We start from the raw sequence: 18,688 nt of genomic DNA, 5'->3' as shown, positions 1-18,688 counted from the left end.
GGCCCCGATTCTGTCACCCGCTCGGACTCAGGCGCTCCAGGGCCTGGGAGTCGGGATGACACCGCCACGAGTGCCGCCGGGGGCGACGGCGGCGATGCGTTCACGGACCAGGCGAGCAAACCCGAAGGCCAGCGGCTGCCAGGTCTTGATCAGCTCCCTCTCGGCGAAGGTCGCCGTCGCGACCACGTCGTCGACGCTGCGTCCGATCTGCTCGAGCTCCTCGACGGACTCCTCGGCCCAGACCGCGACCGCGGCGGCGTCGACCTCGGGGTGGAACTGCACGCCCCACACGGTCGGGGCGAAACGCGCCGCCTGGACGTGCCCGTCGATCGAGGTGGCCAGCTCGACGGTGCCCTCGGGCAGCCGGCCGACGACGTCGCGGTGCCAGTGCATGGCGCGGTCGTCGCCTGCGAGCAGGCGCATCAGCGGGTCGAAGAGCACCTCGGGCTCCCAGGTCACCTGGCGTACGCCCACGGTGAGCCCGAACGGGCTGCGCTCCACGGTGCCACCGAGGGCCATCGCGGCCAACTGGTGGCCCAGGCAGATCCCGAGCGTCGGGATACCGGCCTCGGCAGCCTGCGCGATCCGCTCGCGAGTGACCTGCAGCCAGGGGTGCTCGGCGTCCGAGTCGGCGTCCATCGAGCCGCCCATCACGAGCAGCCCCGAGTAGGAGGCGTCCAGCGACGAGACCGGCGGGATCGGCTCGGCGTACGCCCGACAGACGTCGACACACATGCCTGCCTCAGCCAGCCAATGGCCGAACAACGCCGGCGGAACTGTCTCCTCGTGCTGGATGACAAGCACTCGGGGAAGACTCAACGACATCACTCCCACTCTCCCGTTCGATCCAGTGTGGCAGCACCGGATCGGAAGTGTGGAATCGGGCTCGAGTTTCCTTGACAACCAGTTTGCGGACTCAGATGACCGGCAGCATCCGGGAGCGCTCGTAGGCGGTCACCTGCTCACGGTAGGCGGCCCACTCGGCGCGCTTGTTGCGCAGGAAGAAGTCGAAGACGTGCTCGCCCAGGGTCTCGGCGAGGAGCTCGGAGTCCTCGGCCATCCCGATCGCCTCGTCGAGGTTCTCCGGCAGCGGGTCGATGCCGAGACTCTTGCGCTCGCGCTCGGTCAGCGCCCACACGTCGTCCTCGGCCTCACGCGGCAGCTCGTAGCCCTCCTCGATCCCCTTCATGCCCGCCGCCAGGATCACGGCGAAGGCCAGGTAGGGGTTGCAGGCGGCGTCGAGGCTCCTGACCTCGATGCGGGTCGACTGGCCCTTGAGCGGCTTGTACATCGGCACCCGGACCAGCGCCGAGCGGTTGTTGTGGCCCCAGGCGACGTGGGCCGGCGCCTCTCCCCCGCCGATCAGGCGCTTGTAGGAGTTGACCCACTGGTTGGTCACCGCGGTGATCTCGCCGGCGTGGCGGAGCACGCCGCCGATGAAGCTGCGGCCGGTCTTGGAGAGCTGGTATTCGGCGCCCGGCTCGTAGAAGGCGTTGGCGTCGCCCTCGAACAGGCTCAGGTGGGTGTGCATGCCCGAGCCCGGGTGGTCGGTGAACGGCTTGGGCATGAAGCTGGCCCAGATGCCCTGGCTCAGCGCCACCTCGCGGATGACCGTACGGAAGGTCATGATGTTGTCGGCGGTGCTCAGCGCGTCGGCGTAGCGCAGGTCGATCTCGTTCTGGCCGGGCCCGCCCTCGTGGTGGCTGTATTCCACCGAGATCCCCATCGCCTCCAGCATCGTGATCGCCTCACGCCGGAAGTCGGCACCCATCGACTGGGCGGTGTGGTCGAAGTAGCCGCTGGAGTCGACCGGGGTCGGCTCGCTGCCGTCCCGCGGGTTGTCCTTGAACAGGTAGAACTCGATCTCGGGGTGCGTGTAGAAGGTGAAGCCCTTCTCCGCGGCGTTCGACAGGGTGCGCTTGAGCACGTAGCGGGGGTCGGCGTAGGACGGCGAGCCGTCGGGCATCACGATGTCGCAGAACATCCGGCCCGTGGACGGGCCATCGGTACGCCACGGCAGGATCTGGAACGTGCTCGGATCCGGCAGGGCCAGCATGTCGGCCTCGGTCACCCGCGCGAACCCCTCGATCGCGCTGCCGTCGAAGCCGATGCCCTCCGCAAAAGCGCTCTCGAGCTCGGCCGGCGCCACCGCGACCGACTTCAGATAGCCGAGCACGTCGGTGAACCACAGCCGCACGAAACGTACGTCCCGCTCTTCGAGTGCCCGGAGCACGAAGTCCTGTTGCTTGCCCATGCGTGAACACTAACGGTCGGACGTTACAGGCGGGATCTCCGCGCCACGGTCAGCGGCTGGGACCTCTGAAGATCGAGATCACCAGCGCCACCCCGAACCCCGCCAGGGCCGCTCCGAGGACCGACCAGGCGGTGCTCGTGCCGCCTCCGCCGAGATAGCCCATGCCGGTCAGCGCCAGTGCTCCTCCGGCCAGGAGAAGCACGGCGGCCACCAGGAGCCCAAGAGCCTTACCCACAGTCATGACACCGCAATCTAGGTGATGACCAGGGCGAGGGTCACCAGCGAGGTCATCCAGGAGACGAAGCTGCCGACCAGGAAGTACTCGGTCACGTCGTTGATGCTCGGCCCCTCGTGCTCACCGCGGAACGACTGCAGCTCCGGCCAGCGGATCAGGCCCTTGGCCGCGACCACCAGGCCGGCGGCTGCGAGGTTGCCGGTGAGGCCTAGCCCGAAGATCGTCAGTCGCTCGAGCGGGCCCAGGAGCCGGCCGCCCTTGAGATTGTTGCCGTCGACGCCGTCGAGCGGGTTGGCCACCTTGGCGACGTCGAGGACGAGCTGCACCACGACGTTGCCGGTCGAGACCTGGACCAGCAGGCCGCCGAAGACGAGCAGCACCGCCTCGGGGCGCGCCGCCTCGACCCAGACCCAGGGCGCCTGCTCCGCCCACGCGGCGACCGGTCCGCCGACCTCGCCTGCCACCGGCGCCAGCAGGATCCCGACGAAGATCGCCCCGCTGAGCAGGGCCAGCGGGATCCCGGGATGGGGGTTCTTGTCCGCACCCTGAGGCGGGTGGGCCAGGAAGCCCCACAGCACGGCGATCCCGGCGATCACGATCACCGCCGCCAGGTCACCTCCGAAGAGAGCCGAGAGCAGGCCGAAAGCGATCACCGCGGCTGCCCCGATCGCCTCGGGGACCCAGCGGATCCGCTTGAACGGATCGATGATCGAGTGGGCGAAGTCGACCGTGCCGACCCCGATCAGCAGCAAAGCGATCCAGCTCATCTGACCCCTCCCAACAGCTCGTCGGCGCGCACGATCACGGCGATGCCGTCGCGGCGGACGCGCTGGGAGACCGCGGAGGGGGTGATGTCGAGCTCGGCGGCGATGGCCTTCTGAGGCATGGCGGAGAGCATGCCAGAAAGCACCGACACCGAGGATCGATCCAGGCGAGAAAAGAGCTCGTCGCGCGAGACCAGAGCGGCGTTGACCGCGGCCGGGTCCGGCCCGCCCGCGTCCTCCGCCGGCTGATACCAGGTCCGTACGCTGCGGGATGCCGCCTTGTTCTCGGCGTTCTCCGCCGCCTCGATCGCCGCCCGCGCCGACCACCACCCCGGCCCGTCCTCGACCCGGGGGTCGTCGCTGAGCACCCGGGTGGCGCCCCAGCTGATGCCGTGGCGTACGCCGACCACGGGCTCGAGCGCGATCCGCAGCCGGAACGTGGCCTGGATCGCGGCGCCGACGGTCCCGAAGGCTCCCTGGTACTCGTCGCCGACCGTGATCCGCAGCGGCGTGACCGGCTGCCACCTCTCGTTGATCTCCTCGACGGCCTCGGCGAACACCGCGTGGACCTTCGCGCGGTCAGCCTTGGTGCGCGAGCCCACGAGGTCGCCGATCACGGTCGCCACAGAAGCCATGTGTAGATCATACCTTCATTCTGGCGATATGAAGGTATTTGCTTTATTTGATCCGAGTGAAGCTATCTCCTTCACCGTGAGGCCGTGGGCATCACGGCCGCCCCCGGTCCCGTGAGCTCGCCGGGCCAGACCGGGCGGCCGGACAGCGCGAGCACGAGCGCGATCGCGCTGCCGCGGACCTCAGGACCGGTCCCGATCGCCGTGTCGGCGTCGGTGGCCACGAGACGTACGCGCTCGGCTCGCTCCTTGCCGCCGCCCCACTTCTGCGAGGTCTTGGCCAGGTAGCCCAGCGCCGTCACGACGTGCTCGACCGGATAGTCGCGCTGGAGGCCCAGGGGCCGCCGGATGTCCTCGCCGTGGGCGAACTCCTCGACCAGGCGGGTGGCGAGCGGGGCCGGCGGGGTCGCCGTCCGACCGGCGACCCGGCGGAACGCCGCCAAGGTCTCGGCCGGATCGTCGGCGCGCTCCCGATCGACGCCGGTCTGGTTGTCGCGGTCGAAGTCGCCGCGAGCGGCGATCATGCGGCGTACGAACCCCAGCCGTGTCGTCGTCGCGACGTCGATCATGTGGGCGAGCACGTCGTGCACGCTCCAGCCGACACACAGCGATGGTGTCCCCCACTGCGCGGGCGCGATCACCCCGAGATCGTTGATCAACGCCTGGCGTTCGGCATGCACGACGGCCCAGACCGCGCTCTTCGACGACATGCTCCGGACGCTATCGCTACTCCGCGTTCCGCGCTCCCGCATTCATCGCCGGCCTCCGCCCCTCGCTACTTCACCGGCTGCTGCAGCTCGGTGACCCAGGCATCAGCGTCATCCGGCATCTCGAGGTAGATCTCTCGGCACGGGCCGGCGAACTCCAGACCGGAGTCGGTGACGTGGCGGGCCAGCTCCTGCCAAGCCTCACCGATCCGCGTCATCGGACCGCGGTAGATGGCGGTGACCGCGCGGTCGCAGGCCGGCAGGGTTCCCACTTCCAGCCCATCGACGCGCTTTCCGCCGAGTTCGGTTCCGGCGCCGAAGCTCATCCCGTCTCCGACGGCGTCGTACCAGCCGATCGCCGGACCGGACGGTTCGATACCGGCGGCCGCGAACGCACCGTAGACGCGCCCGAAGAGCGGGCCGACCCGCTGCCCGACCTCTGCGGTCTCGTCGACGCGGTCGGTGAGCTGGGTGAGGGTGAGGGCCGCGAGCGGCTTCTCGGTGTAGGTGAGAGTTGACATGGCGTCTCCTTCCAACAGTCGAAGACGTCGCTCCACCTCGCCGAGGCGCCGGCCGTCGGCCTCGATCTGCGATCGCAGCTCGTCGCGGCGCCGTTGCAGCAGCGTGGCGAGCTCGGCCGGCGTACGGCCCTCATCGAGCAGATCGCCGACCTCCTCGAGCGAGAAGCCCAGCGACCTGAACGCCACCAGCGCGTCGGCCCGGGCAAGCAGTGCGGGCTCGTAGAACCGGTAGCCACTGTGCGGGTCGACGCGGGACGGCGAGAGCAGGCCGAGGGAGTCGTAGTGCCTCAGCATGCGCACCGACACCCCGGCGAAGCGGGCGAAGTCTCCGATACTCAACATGACACGTTCAGCCCATCGCCTGACACTGTGTGAGGGTCAACTACTCCACAGGAACCCTGGCCTCGATCTCGGCGAGCCAGGCTGCCGGGGAGGCGTCCGAGGGCATCCGCCAGTCGCCGCGAGGCGACATGGTGCCGCCGTTGGAGACCTTGGGACCGTTGGGGAGGGCCGAGCGCTTGAACTGGTTGGCGAAGAAGCGCCTCACGAAGACCTCGAGCCAGGCGCGGATCTCCTTCATCTCGTACGCGGTCCGCTTTGCCTCCGGGAACCCCGGGGGCCACTCGCCGGCCTCGACGTCGTGCCAGGCGTTCCACGCGAGGAAGGCGATCTTCGAGGGGGTGAAGCCGTTGCGCACGGTGTGGAAGAGAGTGAAGTCCTGCAGGGCGTACGGCCCGATCTTCTGCTCCGTCGACTGCAGCTCCTCCCCCGGCACGAGCTCGGGCGAGATCTCCTGGTCGAGGATCTCCTGGAGGACCTCGTCGGCGGTGCCGTCGAACTGCTCGGTGGTGATCACCCAACGGATCAAGTGCTGGATCAGGGTCTTCGGCACGCCGGCGTTGACGTTGTAGTGCGACATCTGGTCGCCGACGCCGTAGGTCGCCCAGCCGAGCGCGAGCTCGGAGAGGTCGCCGGTGCCGAGGACGATGCCGCCGCGCTGGTTGGCGATGCGGAAGAGGAAGTCCGTACGCAGCCCCGCCTGGACGTTCTCGAAGGTGACGTCGTAGACCGGCTCGCCGTCGCCTGCGGGGTGCCCGATCTCCTTGAGCATCTGGGTGGCGGTGGGGCGGATGTCGAGCGTCTCGTAGGTCGTCCCGAGCGCCTCCATCAGCTTGATCGCGTTGGACTTGGTGTCGTCCGAGGTCGCGAAGCCGGGCATCGTGAACGCCAGGATGTCGCTCGCCGGACGGCCGAGCCGCTCCATCGCCTTGGCGGCCACGATCAGCGCGTGCGTGGAGTCGAGCCCGCCGGAGACGCCGATGACGATCTTCGTGTCCGGGCCGATCGACTGGAGCCGCTTCTCGAGGCCGGAGACCTGGATGTTGTAGGCCTCGTAGCACTCCAGCGCGAGCTTCTCCGGGTCGTCGGGGACGAACGGGAACCGGTCGACCTTGCGCCTCAGACCGTCACCGGTGAGCGGCGGCGCGAGCTCGAACTCGATCTCGGAGTGGAAGGCCCCCTCGGCCCGACGGTTGTCGTCGAAGGTGCCCTGCCGGATCCGCTCGGCGCGGATCCGCTCCAGGTCGACGTCGACGACGGTGCGCCGCGGGCCGTCCGGGAACCGCTCGGTCTCCCCCAGCAGCTCGCCGAGCTCGTACGCCATCGTCTGCCCGTCCCAGGACAGGTCGGTCGTCGACTCGCCCTGGCCCGCGGCGGTGTAGACGTACGCCGCCATGCACCGCGCGCTCGCCGACTGCACCAGGAGTCGGCGCGCGTCGGAACGGCCCACCGTGATCGGGCTGGCGGAGAGGTTGAGCAGCACGGTCGCGCCGGCCAGCGCGGCCTTGGCGCTCGGCGGCACCGGGACCCACATGTCCTCGCAGACCTCGACGTGGAAGACGAGATCCTTGACGTCGGTGCAGCGGAAGAGCAGCTCGTTGCTCAGCGGCACCTCCTCGCCGCCGAGCATGATGGTGCCGTCGGCGCCGTCTCCGGTGCCGTACCACCGCTTCTCGTAGAACTCGCGGTAGGTCGGCAGGTAGGTCTTGGGCACCACGCCGAGCACCTCGCCGCCGTGGATCACGACCGCGGTGTTGAGCACCCGGTCGCCGTGGCGCAGCGGGGCGCCGACGACGATCACCGACAGCAGCGTCTCGGAGGCCACCACGATCGCGCTGATCGCGGCGTGCACGGCGTCGAGGAGGGTCCGCTGCAGGACGAGGTCGTCGATCGAGTAGCCCGAGAGGCACAGCTCCGGGAAGACCGCCACGGCGACGCCCTCGTCGGAGCACTCGCGGGCCTGTGCGATCACCTCGCGCGCGTTGGCTGCCGGGTCGGCGACGGAGATCGGGATGGTGCACGCCGCGACCCGCGCGAAGCCATGGGAGTAGGCGGAGTAGAAGTCCACACCCCGGAGTCTAGGCGCGACCGGCTACCCAGCCACCCGATGCCCGCCGCCGACCGCGTACGGCCTCAGGAGAGGTCGCGGATGCGGATGTTCCGGTAGGAGACCACGTCCGGCGTGCTGCCGTGCGCCTGGACCCCGACGTGACCGGTCAGCCCTCGACTGCTGGAGTCGGGGTCGTTCGGACGACCGGGGAACGGCAGCCCGGGCAGGTTCTCGAACTCGTTGATCACGACACCGTTGCGGATCACGGTGTAGTGCTGCCCGACGACGCGGATCTCGAGGTCGTTCCAGGTGCCCTTCGGAGTCGGTCGCGCCTCGGCCAGGGTGAGGTCGGCGAAGCCGTAGATCGACCCGGTCTTGCGGGGGTCGTTGCTGCCGCCCTCCGGCGAGTCGTTGACCTGGATCTCGTGGCCACAGTTGACCGCGATCCAGGAGAGGTTGCCGGTCTCGCTGCCGTTGAACGTGGTCGGGCACCCCTCGACAGGGCCCCACAGCTCGGGGAAGCGCACCTGGACGCCGCTGTTTCCGCGGGCCGCCCCGGGTGCGTCGTCGCGGAACTGCAGTCGCAACGAGAAGTCGCCGTACTCCTGTGCCGGGTACCACAGGGTTCCGAACCCACCACCCGCGCCGGCGCGGCTGCGGATGGTGCCGTCCGGCACCAGGTCGAACCCACCGTCGCCGGCGTACGCCCAGTCGTCGAAGGAGTCGGCCGAGCCGTCGAATAGCGAGTCGTAACCCTCGACCTTCCCGACCTGCGAGCGGGCGGCGGCGGACTGCAGCCGGCTGGCCTCGGCCCGCGTGACCTCACCGGTGGCGACCAGATCGGCGGTGACGCCGCGAACGTGCGTCACGAAGGCCCCGTGAGTCGGCCACGTCCGCTCGTCGTCGATGACGTCGTTGATGGTGCAGCCGGAGCGGAGGGTGCTGTTGGCGACGCCGCTGTCGAGATCGAGGAAGACCACGCTCGAGCGGGCATCGGGCGCCGGGCAGGTTGCGGTCGTCGAGGGCGTCTCCGCAGGAGTCGCGGAGGCGGCTCCGATCGGACCGCCCATGCACAGGGCGGTGATCCCGAGGACGGCCGACCCGACCGCGAGCCGGGTCCGAGTGCGGCGTGAGGGGAGGAAGTGGGACATCGAGACTCCGAACGTCAGGACGCCGAACGAGATGTGATGCGCGTCACGCTGGATGCTAGTGTCGGCCGCCGCCGACTTTCAACCATTTCCGAACGACTTTCGCGGACAATCTTCGAAAGTAGGTCAGCCTGCCGGCCGCTCCATGACGATCTCTTCCGGGCCGTCGTCGATGGGGCTGGGAACCGTGGCGGACTCGACGAAACCGAGCCGCTCGTAGACGGCGTGGGCGCGATCGTTGCCGACGAGGTGGGTGAGGCGTACGGGCAGGTCGCCGGCACGGGCGATCACCTCGCTCAGCAGCGCGCTGCCGGCGCCGGAGCCCTGCGAGTCAGGCAGGACATACAGCTTCCAGAGCATCAGGTGGTCCTCGAAGACCGAGTAGGAGGCCATCGCGACGACCTGGTCGTCCATCTCAGCGACGAGCATCGTGCCGGCCCTGATCCCGGGGAGCACCGCGTCCGGGGCCCACCACTTGGCGATGCCCTCCTCGACGTACGTCTCGCCGGTGATCGGCGGGTACGTCGCCCGCCAGGTCGTCACGCCGACGTGGATCACCGCGTCGAGGTCCTGCTCCGTCGCCTCTCGCACCCGCATGGACGCGACGATAACCAGGAGCGCCGGGGCTGTCGTTCGGTTTAGCGTCGGACCGTGCTGATCCGACGTGAACGTCCCAAGGACGTGGCCGACATCCGTGCGGTCACCGCCGCCGCCTTCTCCGGCGTGGAGCATTCCGCGCCGCCGATCGAGCCCGACGGGGCGCCCGGCGAGGCGACCCTGGTGGGATGGCTGCGCGCGGATCCGGGCTGGATCCCGGAGCTCTCGCTGGTCGCCGAGGCCGACGGCGAGATCGTCGGCCACGCCGTGGCCACCCGTGGGACGATCGCCGGCCGCCCCGCGCTCGGCCTCGGCCCGGTCAGCGTCTCCCCCGCCCGCCAGCGCGACGGCGTCGGCTCGGCGCTGATGCACGCCATCCTCGGTGCCGCCGACGCGATGGGCGAGCCGGTCGTCGTCCTCCTCGGTTCCCCCGCCTACTACGGCCGCTTCGGCTTCGTCCCCGCCTCGACCCTCGGCATCGATTCCCCCGATCCCGCCTGGGGCGACTACTTCCAGGCACGGCCACTCGCGGCGTACGACCAGTCCGTCCGCGGAGCGTTCGCGTACGCGGCGCCCTTCGACCGGTTGTGAACGAGCCGCCTGTCGGCATCTCCGACGCAGGCGTACTGGCAATCGCGCAAGCGCATTGGGATCGCGACGTCGACCGCGTCGAGCATCTACCTGTGGGCTTTGGGTCGTGGCACTGGCGGGCGTCGGTGGCCGGCACGGCGCGGTTGTTCTTGACCTACGACCTGCCGAAGCCCGGTCGGCACACCGCACAGACGTTGGAGACCGCGTACGCCGGCGCCGCTTCACTCCACGATGCCGGACTGGAGTTCGTCGTCCCGCCGATGCGGGCGTCGGACGGTCGGTTCACCGTTCCAGCCGGTGCTGGGGTGCTCTCGGCCACCCCGTGGGTGGCCGGCGAGCGACCTGCGGTCGCCGACGGCGTACGCCCCCTTCTCGAGCGGCTGCACGCAACGACCCCGCCGGCTCTCATCGCCCCTTGGCGGCCGCTGGTGGGGCCGCAGTTCAGCGAAGAGCTCGCCGAACGAATATTCGTTCCGTGGAACCACGGGCCCTTCGGAGCGCGCGCGCGAGATGCGATCCGCACCGCGCTCCCGGAGATCACCCGCTGGGCGGAGACCTACAGCCGACTCGGCGCCGCTGAGGACCCCGATACGTGGGTCATGACCCACGGCGAACCCCACGAGCACAACCAGCTCCTCACCGGGACCGGCATCGTCCTCGTCGACTGGGAGTCGCTGAAGCTGGCTCCTGCCGATCGCGACATACGCACGCCCGGCGGCCTCTTCGACCTGGAATGGCGGCTCGACGAGATCGACCAGTACGCCACCTGGTTCGCCGGTCCTCACGGCGCCACCGACGACGACCGGGAGGCGATCGCGGGCCTCGAGACCGAACTGTCCCGAGCGTGATCACCACCACACCGCGTACCCCTGCTTCACGACTTAGGCTGGGAGTAGTCCGTGGACTCCATCAGGGAGCTGCGAGATGACACCAGAAAGGCTCGATGATGAGCACGAACCCCTCTGCGGAGGAGACCGCCCCCTACGGGACCGGAGCTGCCGGGAACACGCCGGCCAAGCCCGTACGCAAGGTGCGCACGCATCATCTTCGCGAGATGAAGCAGCGTGGCGACAAGATCACGATGCTGACCTCCTACGACATGTACACCGCCCAGATCTTCGACGAGGCCGGGGTCGACCTGCTGCTCGTCGGTGACTCGGCCTCCAACAACGTCCTCGGCAACGAGACGTCGCTTCCGGTGACCGTGGACGAGCTGCTGCCGCTGACCCGCGCAGTCTCGCGCAGCGTGAAGCGGGCGATGGTCGTCGGTGACCTGCCCTTCGGCTCCTACCAGGCCTCGCCCGAGCAGGGCTACCTGACCGCGGTGCGGTTCATGAAGGAGGCGGGCGCCCACTGCGTGAAGCTCGAGGGCGGCGCCGAGATGGCTCCGGTGATCAAGAAGCTGGTCGAGGGCGGCATCCCGGTCATCGCCCACATCGGTTTCACCCCGCAGTCCGAGCACGTGCTCGGCGGTTACCGCGTCCAGGGCCGCGGCGACACCTCCGACCGGATCATCGACGACGCCAAGGCCGTCCAGGAGGCCGGGGCGTTCGCGGTCGTCATGGAGATGGTGCCCGGTGAGGTCGCCGCGCAGATCTCCAAGGAGCTCGACATCCCCACGATCGGCATCGGCGCCGGCCCCGACTGCGACGGTCAGGTGCTGGTCTGGCAGGACGCCTTCGGCATGCGCAGCGGTAAGATGGCCCGCTTCGTGAAGCAGTACGCCGATGTGAAGTCGGTCCTGTCCGATGGCGCCGAGGCGTACGTCTCCGACGTCAAGGGCTCGACCTTCCCCGGCCCCGAGCACACCTTCTGAGGCGTTCCTTCGTCAGGGTACGCAGGTCGAGGCACGCTTCCCTAGCGGAGCTCCACAAGGGAAGCGTGCCTTCGGCGACATACCTTGACGAAGGATCAGCGTCGCGCCCTGGCGGCGGCGAGCCCGACCAGGCGGGCGACGACCATGGCTACGTAGAAGACCCCGGCGATCTGCTCGATCATCACGAACGCGCGGGCATTGGGGAGTACGGGGACGATGTCGGAGAGGCCGACCGAGGTCAGCGTCGTGAACGAGAGGTACAGCAGGTCGAACCACTGACGGTGGTCGCCGAACGAACCCGGCCAGATCACCTGCACCGCGGCGTACAGATAGGCGAAGGCCCAGGCGACCACGGTGAACGCCGCGCCGGTCGCGAAGAGCTCGTCGCGGGTCACCACGTCGTCGTGGAAGAGGTAGCGGATCATCGCGTAGGAGACGAACAGGTAGAACGGGACGTGGAAGAAGGCCGAGGTCAGCACGACCCAGCCTTCGTTCGGCGCGACGGACTCCCACACCGCGAAGATCATCGCCGGTCCACCGAAGACGCAGGCGGCCCAGGAGAAGGCCGGGGTCATGCGTACCGCCGCGACCGCTGCCAGCAGGAGCAGCAGCTGCAGCACGCCCAGCGCGGCCCGGCCGGCGGTCGAGCCGTCGAGGAAGGGGTAGGCCAGGATCGCCACCACCTGTCCGAGCAGGAGTACGGCAGAGGGGTGCTCGCGCATCGCCCTGATCACGTTCGTCACAACCGCACACCCTAGAGCCACCTGGCCAGTACCGTCGGCACCATGCGCGCTGCCATCGCCCTCGCCTCCGTGATCACTCTCGGGCTCTCGACCGCCGCATGCGCCGGAGACTCCTCTCCTGCCACCACTCCCCCGCCTCTGAACCCGTCGGGCTCGGCAAGCGCCTCCGCCAGTGCCTCCTCATCGGCTCCTGCGGCCGTGCTGCCGACCTCCGACCGGGTCCCGGAGCTCGATGTCGAGGTGGTCAACGACGAGCTCGACCACCCCTGGGACGTGGCCGACATCGGCGAGGACCGGTTCCTGGTCACCGAGCGCGAACGGGCGGTCCTGTCGCTGGTCGAGGGAGGCGAGCGGCGCGAGATCCCCCTCGAGGACAACGACATCTGGGTCTCCGGCGAGACCGGGCTGATGGGCCTCGAGATCGACCCCGGCTTCGCCGAGAACCGGCGCATCTACACCTGCCAGGGCTGGAACGACGGCGAGGACGTACGCGTCATCTCCTGGACCCTCGACGCCCGACTGACCAGGGCCACGCAGGAGCGCACGCTGATCGACGGCTTCCCCACCAGCTCCGGGCGCCATGGTGGCTGCCGGCTGCTGATCAGCGCCGACGGTGCGCTGTGGGTCGGCACCGGCGACGCCGCCAACGAGGAGAACCCGCGCAGCCTCGACTCCCTGGGCGGCAAGACGCTCCGGCTCGACCCGCAGACAGGCAAGCCGTGGCCCGGCAACCCGTGGGCCGGTGACCAGGGACCGCGGCGCTACATCACCTCGTTCGGCCACCGCAACGTGCAGGGTCTGGCAGAGCGAGCAGACGGCACCATCTGGTCGATGGAGCACGGCCCCGACCGCGACGACGAGGTCAACGAGGTCATCCTCGGCGGCGACTACGGCTGGAACCCCGGTGCGGGCTACAACGAGTCGGTGCCGATGACCGACCAGGACCTGCCCGGGAAGCAGATCGAAGCGGCCTGGAACTCCGGCAACCCGACCGTCGCCACCGGTGGCGGCACCTTCATCCCGGTCCAGGACCGATGGGGCGCCTACGGCGGGGCGCTCGCGGTCGCCGTGCTCAAGGACCAGGAGCTGCGGATCCTCTCCTTCGACGAGTCCGGCAAGCTCACCGACGACAGCTCACCCGAGGTCATGCAGGACTACGGGCGGCTGCGTACGGTCACGCTGGCCGCCGATGGCGACCTGCTCGTCACCACCGACAACGGCGGCGAGGACGTGCTGCTCCGGGTGACCCCGCGCTGAGAATCACCCGAAGCTGAGGATCACTTGTCCTCGGTGCCCGCGTCGCCCTCCCAGGCCTTGTCTTCCTTCTCCCAGCGCTCGTTGTTCTCCTGCACGTGTTCCAGCGCTCGGGAGGCCTCGGCGTGGGAGGCGTAGGGGCCGAGACGGTCCTTGGCCTTGCAGCCCTCGTACGGCTCGACGGTCTTGTGCTTGAGGCAGTAGTAGTACTCGCCCGCGTGCTCGTCGCTCATGCAAGCCAACTTACCGTTGCGCGAGATGTTCGCGTGGGCAACAGCGCTGTTACACGGATTTCAGTAGGTTGCCTCCATGAGCCAGATGTTCGACGCCTACGAGACGCGGGATCCGGCCTATGACGAGATGTTCGTCGGCAGCGAGCTCCGTCCTCCCTATCAACGGCTCGGCGACTCGCTGCGCCGGCTCAGCGCGGCCGAGCTGATCAGCCGGGTCGAGGCGATGCAGGCCAGCTATCTCGACCAGGGCGTCACCTTCGACATCGGCGGCGAGGAGCGGGCCTTCCCGCTCGACATCGTGCCGCGGGTCATCGAGCGGGACACCTGGGCGACGATCGACCAGGGCGTCCAGCAGCGGGTCAAGGCGCTGGAACTGTTCCTCGCCGACATCTACGACGAGGGCAAGGTCTTCGACGACGGGGTGATCCCACGCGAGGTGATCACCACCTCCAGCCACTACCACCGCGCTGCCGCCGGGGTGCACCCTCCCAACGGCGTACGCGTCCAGGTCTCGGGGATCGACCTGGTCCGTGACAACACCGGCGAGTTCCGCGTGCTGGAGGACAACGTGCGGGTCCCGTCGGGCGTCTCGTACGTCATGACCAACCGTCGCGCGATCTCGGCCGCGCTCCCGGAGACGATCGCCGAGCACCGGATCCGGCCGGTGGCCAACTACCCGCAGAAGCTCCTCGCGGCGCTGCGCGCGGCCGCTCCCGCCGGCGTCGCGGACCCGACCGTGGTCGTGCTGACCCCTGGCGTCTACAACGGCGCCTACTTCGAGCACGCCCTGCTGGCCCGGACGATGGGGGTCGAGCTCGTCGAGGGGCGCGACCTGGTCTGCCGCAACGGGCAGGTGCTGATGCGTACGACCAAGGGGCTGGCCCCGGTGCACGTCATCTACCGGCGCATCGACGACGAGTTCCTCGATCCGGTGCACTTCCGGCCCGACTCGATGCTCGGCTGCGTCGGGCTGATCGACGCCGCCCGGATGGGCAACGTGACGCTGGCGAACGCGGTCGGCAACGGGGTCGCCGACGACAAGCTCGTCTACACCTACATGCCCGACATCATCCGCTACTACCTCGGCGAGGACCCGGTGATCCGCAACGTCGACACCTGGCGGATGGGCGACGCCTCCTCGCGCGAGGAGGTCCTCGACCGGCTCGACGAGCTCGTGCTCAAGCCCGTCGACGGCTCGGGCGGCAAGGGGATCGTGATCGGGCCGGCGGCCTCCGCGCGCGAGCTGGAGGTGCTGCGCGGCAAGATCCTGGAGGACCCCCGCTCCTGGATCGCGCAGCCGGTGGTGCAGCTCTCGACGGTCCCGACCTTCACCGATGGAGATCTCGGGGCGCGGCATGTGGACCTGAGGCCGTTCGCGGTCAATGATGGCGACAAGGTCTGGGTTCTTCCCGGTGGCCTGACTCGGGTGGCGCTCGCAGAGGGCGAGCTGATCGTGAACAGCTCCCGTGGCGGCGGCTCGAAGGACACCTGGGTGCTCGCCGGACCGACGTCCTCCCGGCCACACGGCCGGGCGGGTCAGTCTCAAGCGCAGGGGGTTGCGTGATGCTGAGTCGCATCGCCGAGTCGATGTTCTGGATCGGGCGTTATGTGGAGCGTGCCGAGGACACCGCGCGCATCCTCGACGTACAGACCCAGCACATCCTCGAGGACGCAGCTACCGACGAGGAGACCGCCTGTCGCTCGCTGCTCGCGGTGATGGGTATCGAGCTCTCCCCCGACGAGAAGGTCGGGCTGCCGCAGATGCTGGACATGCTCGCGTACGACACCACCGCACCGACCTCGATGGCCTACGCGCTCGGCGCGGCCAGGGAGTCGGCCCGCGGCGCCCGGGAGACGCTCTCGGTGCCGTTGTGGGAGGCGCTCAACACCACCTACCGGGCGATCCCGGCCGGCCAGTTCAAGCACATGCGGGCCCCGTTCATCTTCGGCTGGGTACGCGACCGGGTGGCCCAGATCAACGGCACCGCCGACGCCACGATGATGCGTGACGAGTCCTGGCAGTTCCTGATGCTCGGACGCTACGTCGAGCGCGCCGACATGACCTCGCGACTGGTCGCGACCACGTCGCTGACCTCGGCCGCCGGCGGTGCGTCGCAGTGGAACTCGACACTGCGCGCCTGCGGGGCGTACGACGCGTTCCTGCGGGTCAACAAGGGGGTCGAGACCGAGCAGGCGGCTGCCGAGTTCCTGCTGCTGGACCGGATCTTCCCGCGCTCGGTGGTGCATGCGCTGCAGCGGGCCGAGGGGGCGCTGGACACCCTGGAGGGGACGACCCGCCGAGCCGGGTTCACCGACGAGGCCCACCGGCTGATCGGCCGGATGCGGGCGTCGCTGGAGTATCGCTCGCTCCACGATCTGCTGGCCGACCTGCCCGCCGAGATGGAGCGGCTCCAGGCCACCTGTGCCGATGCCACCGAGGCGGTCACCAAGCGCTACTTCGCCGGCGCCGAGGCGCTGGCCTGGCAGCCGGTCTGAGGAGTCTGATCGAGATGAGCATGCAGTTCCGCATCGTGCACACCACGACGTTCGCCTACGACGGACCGGCGGTCGCCTCCTACAACCAGGCGCGGCTGACTCCCCTGACCACGCTCGACCAGATCGTGGTCCACCACCGGATCGACGTCTCACCCAAGCCGTGGACGTATGAGTACAAGGACTACTTCGGCAACGAGGTCACCGCGATCGAGGTGCTCGAGGCGCATCGGACCCTGAAGGTCTCCGCGACCAGCACCGTGCGGGTCGACCGGAAGCCCAGGGTCGCGCCGGTGCTCACCTGGGAGGAGGCCGCTCTGCCCGGGGTCGCGGACCGGTTCATCGAGTTCCTGGGCCTGCCGTTGCAGGTCGTGCCCGACGAGGAGCTCGCGACCCGGGCCAAGACCATCGCTGCCTCCGCCGCGCTTCCGGGCGAGGCCGCGGTCGAGATCGCCCGGGCGGTCGCCGACGGGTCGGCGCCGGCACCGGATGCCGCCCACCAGCTGCTCGGGGCGCTGCGTACGGTCGGGATCCCGGCGCGCTACGTCTCCGGCTACGTCTACCCCGGCGGCGCCCACTCGTGGGTGGAGTGGTGGGACAACGGGTGGCACGGCATCGACCCGGCCACCGGCACCGAGCCCGGCGACGCGTACGTCGGTGTGGCCACGGGTCGTGACCACACCGACGTCAAGCCGCTGGGCGGGATCTATTCGGGTCCCGAGGAGCCGGCCGTCGAGGTCACCGTCGAGATGACCCGGCTCGCTTAGCCTCGCTCAGAGCGAGGACTCGGCCGAGAGCCCGTTGATCACCTTCGCCAGCGCGATGTCACGGCTGGTGACGCCGCCGGCGTCGTGGCTGGTGAGCCGGATCTCGACGTACGGGTAGCGCAGGTCGATGTCGGGGTGGTGGTTGGCCTCCTCGGCCTTCGCCGCTATCGCGTTGACCAGCGCGAGACCGGTGATGAAGTCACCGGTGTCCACGCGGGCCACGATGCTGTCGGCCTCGCCGCTGGTGTCGAAGGTCCAGCCCGCCAGCTGCTCCTGGGCGACCTGCTCGGCGTTGAGGGTCGTGGTGTCAGGTTCCATACCCCCACCCTGCCACCGTCTCGGTCGCCGCGTCATCCGGGTCACCGCTGGGTTCACTCCTGGCGCTGCGCGAGCCGATTGCGTACGCGGTAGACGGCTGCGTGATGGTCGTAGTCGTCGCTCATCACGGCCGCCAGACGCAGCGGGCCGAGCGCGTCCTCGAGCCGGTCCTGGCGCTCCAGGACGCGACCCAGCGAGTGCTGACTCCAGGCGTCGCTCGGGTCGCGCTCGACGAGCCAACGGAGCTCCGTCTCGGCCTTGGCGAGCTGAGCCCGCAGCATGTAGGCCCAGGCCCGCATGCTGCGCAGCCCGAAGTTGTCGGGGTCGTCGGCCAGCGCCGGCTCCAGGATCTCCAGCGCCTCCACCGGGAAGCGCCGCGAGAGCAGGTGGTGGGCGGTCCGGTAGGCCACCTCGTGAGCGCTCTGGCCCGGGAAGACCACAGCCGGGGCTACGTACTCGAACTCTTCGTTCTCCGTCATCACACCCTCCGAACGTGATACCCCCATGCGGTATTCCATCCACACCCGCCATGGGAGCACCATTGTGACGGTTAGGAGGTGAACGCGCATGCACGCATCAGTAGGTGACCACCTCGTCGTCATGGGCCCACACGTCGGCGACCACACGCGAGAGGCCGAGATCATCGAGGTCAGCCACCCCGACGGCAGCCCTCCCTACCTCGTACGCTGGAGCGACAGCGACCACGAGTCGCTCGTCTTCCCCGGTCCGGATGCCCACATCGAGCCCGCCGCACACTAGACTTTTGTGTGGACGGGCTGGCCGGGCGATCGCGTCGTAGAGATACGTCGAGGAAAGTCCGGGCTCCACAGGACAGGGTGGTGGCTAACGGCCACCCGGGGTGACCCGCGGGACAGTGCCACAGAGAACAGACCGCCTCTACCCTCCAGGTAGCGGTAAGGGTGAAACGGTGGGGTAAGAGCCCACCAGTCCTCGTGGTGACACGAGGAGCTAGGTAAACCCCACCCGGAGCAAGACCAGACAGCGTACGTTTGAGGGCGGTCCGCCCGAGTGCGCGGGTAGGTTGCTAGAGGCCATCGGCAACGATGGCCCGAGATGGATGGTCGCCGACTACAGAACCCGGCTTACAGGCCAGCCCGTCCGCTTCACCCTTGGTCCCCGATTCCGGGGAACCTGCATATCGGCCCTCTCCCCTGCCACGAGGTCCCGCTACGGTCCTTGGGCAGCACACGCGCCCACGCGGCTCA

At 69.2% G+C, this 18,688-nt stretch carries 22 protein-coding genes and 1 other RNA gene; 9 read left to right on the top strand and 14 right to left on the bottom strand.

Annotation, left to right across the window (positions count from 1 at the left end; translation table 11 throughout):
- Positions 1 to 27: 27 nt before the first annotated feature.
- The 10 genes from ABZY89_RS04755 to ABZY89_RS04710 all read right to left on the bottom strand — a co-directional run bounded on the left by ABZY89_RS04755 (position 28) and on the right by ABZY89_RS04710 (position 9,247).
- Positions 28 to 804 (bottom strand): type 1 glutamine amidotransferase, encoded by a 777-nt coding sequence (locus ABZY89_RS04755; RefSeq protein ID WP_355225045.1) that lies wholly within the window; start codon positions 802 to 804, stop codon positions 28 to 30.
- Between the two features lie 112 nt (positions 805 to 916).
- Complete coding sequence (glnA, locus tag ABZY89_RS04750) at positions 917 to 2,254, bottom strand: type I glutamate--ammonia ligase (protein WP_355225043.1); 1,338 nt, start codon at positions 2,252 to 2,254, stop codon at positions 917 to 919.
- A gap of 49 nt (positions 2,255 to 2,303) precedes the next feature.
- Positions 2,304 to 2,495, bottom strand: a complete 192-nt coding sequence (locus ABZY89_RS04745; protein ID WP_355225042.1) for a hypothetical protein — start codon at positions 2,493 to 2,495, stop codon at positions 2,304 to 2,306.
- Positions 2,496 to 2,506: 11 nt separating this feature from the next.
- Entirely contained in the window at positions 2,507 to 3,256 is a 750-nt protein-coding gene (locus tag ABZY89_RS04740; RefSeq protein ID WP_355225040.1) for a hypothetical protein, read from the bottom strand.
- Positions 3,253 to 3,888 (bottom strand): SatD family protein, encoded by a 636-nt coding sequence (locus tag ABZY89_RS04735; protein WP_355225038.1) that lies wholly within the window; start codon positions 3,886 to 3,888, stop codon positions 3,253 to 3,255. Before ABZY89_RS04735 ends, ABZY89_RS04740 begins: the two co-directional genes overlap by 4 nt.
- 71 nt (positions 3,889 to 3,959) lie before the next feature.
- Entirely contained in the window at positions 3,960 to 4,595 is a 636-nt protein-coding gene (locus tag ABZY89_RS04730; protein ID WP_355225036.1) for a maleylpyruvate isomerase family mycothiol-dependent enzyme, read from the bottom strand.
- 65 nt (positions 4,596 to 4,660) lie between these two features.
- Positions 4,661 to 5,452, bottom strand: coding sequence for a MerR family transcriptional regulator (locus ABZY89_RS04725; protein ID WP_355225034.1), 792 nt, complete (start codon positions 5,450 to 5,452; stop codon positions 4,661 to 4,663).
- A 43-nt stretch (positions 5,453 to 5,495) separates the two neighbouring features.
- On the bottom strand, positions 5,496 to 7,520 hold the full coding sequence (locus tag ABZY89_RS04720; RefSeq protein WP_355225033.1) for an NAD(+) synthase: 2,025 nt from the start codon (positions 7,518 to 7,520) through the stop codon (positions 5,496 to 5,498).
- 65 nt (positions 7,521 to 7,585) lie between these two features.
- Positions 7,586 to 8,653: a DUF1080 domain-containing protein gene (locus ABZY89_RS04715; protein WP_355225032.1), complete on the bottom strand. Its 1,068-nt coding sequence runs from the start codon at positions 8,651 to 8,653 to the stop codon at positions 7,586 to 7,588.
- Between the two features lie 123 nt (positions 8,654 to 8,776).
- Positions 8,777 to 9,247: a GNAT family N-acetyltransferase gene (locus tag ABZY89_RS04710; RefSeq protein WP_355225031.1), complete on the bottom strand. Its 471-nt coding sequence runs from the start codon at positions 9,245 to 9,247 to the stop codon at positions 8,777 to 8,779.
- A gap of 54 nt (positions 9,248 to 9,301) precedes the next feature.
- Here ABZY89_RS04710 and ABZY89_RS04705 point away from each other — a divergent pair, with 54 nt between their 5' ends.
- The 3 genes from ABZY89_RS04705 (at position 9,302) to panB (ending at position 11,654) form a co-directional block, all read left to right on the top strand.
- On the top strand, positions 9,302 to 9,838 hold the full coding sequence (locus ABZY89_RS04705; protein WP_355225029.1) for an N-acetyltransferase: 537 nt from the start codon (positions 9,302 to 9,304) through the stop codon (positions 9,836 to 9,838).
- The gene (locus tag ABZY89_RS04700; RefSeq protein ID WP_355225028.1) at positions 9,835 to 10,686 is read left to right on the top strand and encodes a hypothetical protein; all 852 of its coding nucleotides are present in this window, start codon (positions 9,835 to 9,837) and stop codon (positions 10,684 to 10,686) included. The genes ABZY89_RS04705 and ABZY89_RS04700 overlap by 4 nt, the downstream gene beginning before the upstream one ends.
- A 95-nt stretch (positions 10,687 to 10,781) precedes the next feature.
- On the top strand, positions 10,782 to 11,654 hold the full coding sequence (gene panB, locus ABZY89_RS04695; RefSeq protein ID WP_355225026.1) for a 3-methyl-2-oxobutanoate hydroxymethyltransferase: 873 nt from the start codon (positions 10,782 to 10,784) through the stop codon (positions 11,652 to 11,654).
- A gap of 95 nt (positions 11,655 to 11,749) precedes the next feature.
- Here the strand turns inward: panB and ABZY89_RS04690 are convergent, their stop codons facing one another.
- Entirely contained in the window at positions 11,750 to 12,397 is a 648-nt protein-coding gene (locus ABZY89_RS04690; RefSeq protein ID WP_355225024.1) for a potassium channel family protein, read from the bottom strand.
- 42 nt (positions 12,398 to 12,439) lie between these two features.
- Between ABZY89_RS04690 and ABZY89_RS04685 the strand changes: the two genes are divergently transcribed.
- The gene (locus ABZY89_RS04685; RefSeq protein ID WP_355225022.1) at positions 12,440 to 13,654 is read left to right on the top strand and encodes a PQQ-dependent sugar dehydrogenase; all 1,215 of its coding nucleotides are present in this window, start codon (positions 12,440 to 12,442) and stop codon (positions 13,652 to 13,654) included.
- Positions 13,655 to 13,674: 20 nt separating this feature from the next.
- On the opposite strand, the gene ABZY89_RS04680 is transcribed toward ABZY89_RS04685, so the two are convergent.
- The gene (locus ABZY89_RS04680; protein WP_350659246.1) at positions 13,675 to 13,884 is read right to left on the bottom strand and encodes a hypothetical protein; all 210 of its coding nucleotides are present in this window, start codon (positions 13,882 to 13,884) and stop codon (positions 13,675 to 13,677) included.
- A gap of 76 nt (positions 13,885 to 13,960) precedes the next feature.
- Here ABZY89_RS04680 and ABZY89_RS04675 point away from each other — a divergent pair, with 76 nt between their 5' ends.
- Genes ABZY89_RS04675 through ABZY89_RS04665 form a run of 3 tightly spaced genes read left to right on the top strand, consistent with a single transcriptional unit; the run spans position 13,961 to position 17,144 of the window.
- Positions 13,961 to 15,448 carry a circularly permuted type 2 ATP-grasp protein gene (locus tag ABZY89_RS04675; protein WP_355225020.1) on the top strand — a complete coding sequence of 496 codons (1,488 nt, stop codon included), beginning with the start codon at positions 13,961 to 13,963 and terminating at the stop codon, positions 15,446 to 15,448.
- The gene (locus ABZY89_RS04670) at positions 15,448 to 16,380 is read left to right on the top strand and encodes an alpha-E domain-containing protein (RefSeq protein WP_355225018.1); all 933 of its coding nucleotides are present in this window, start codon (positions 15,448 to 15,450) and stop codon (positions 16,378 to 16,380) included. Before ABZY89_RS04675 ends, ABZY89_RS04670 begins: the two co-directional genes overlap by 1 nt.
- Positions 16,381 to 16,394: 14 nt before the next feature.
- Positions 16,395 to 17,144 (top strand): transglutaminase family protein, encoded by a 750-nt coding sequence (locus ABZY89_RS04665; protein WP_355225016.1) that lies wholly within the window; start codon positions 16,395 to 16,397, stop codon positions 17,142 to 17,144.
- A gap of 6 nt (positions 17,145 to 17,150) precedes the next feature.
- On the opposite strand, the gene ABZY89_RS04660 is transcribed toward ABZY89_RS04665, so the two are convergent.
- Positions 17,151 to 17,462 (bottom strand): 4a-hydroxytetrahydrobiopterin dehydratase, encoded by a 312-nt coding sequence (locus ABZY89_RS04660; protein WP_355021171.1) that lies wholly within the window; start codon positions 17,460 to 17,462, stop codon positions 17,151 to 17,153.
- 53 nt (positions 17,463 to 17,515) lie between these two features.
- Positions 17,516 to 17,941: a tetratricopeptide repeat protein gene (locus ABZY89_RS04655; RefSeq protein WP_355225014.1), complete on the bottom strand. Its 426-nt coding sequence runs from the start codon at positions 17,939 to 17,941 to the stop codon at positions 17,516 to 17,518.
- Between the two features lie 88 nt (positions 17,942 to 18,029).
- Here ABZY89_RS04655 and ABZY89_RS04650 point away from each other — a divergent pair, with 88 nt between their 5' ends.
- Both ABZY89_RS04650 and rnpB read left to right on the top strand, forming a co-directional pair.
- Positions 18,030 to 18,221 carry a DUF1918 domain-containing protein gene (locus tag ABZY89_RS04650; protein WP_350659252.1) on the top strand — a complete coding sequence of 64 codons (192 nt, stop codon included), beginning with the start codon at positions 18,030 to 18,032 and terminating at the stop codon, positions 18,219 to 18,221.
- 13 nt (positions 18,222 to 18,234) lie between these two features.
- Positions 18,235 to 18,584, top strand: an RNA gene (gene rnpB, locus ABZY89_RS04645) — RNase P RNA component class A.
- Positions 18,585 to 18,688: the final 104 nt, after the last annotated feature.

The sequence above is a fragment of the Nocardioides sp. NPDC006303 genome, from assembly GCF_040613175.1.
Classification (GTDB): domain Bacteria; phylum Actinomycetota; class Actinomycetes; order Propionibacteriales; family Nocardioidaceae; genus Nocardioides.
Note: the sequence above shows the minus strand (reverse complement) of the source record. Positions and strands in the feature narration are given on the sequence as shown.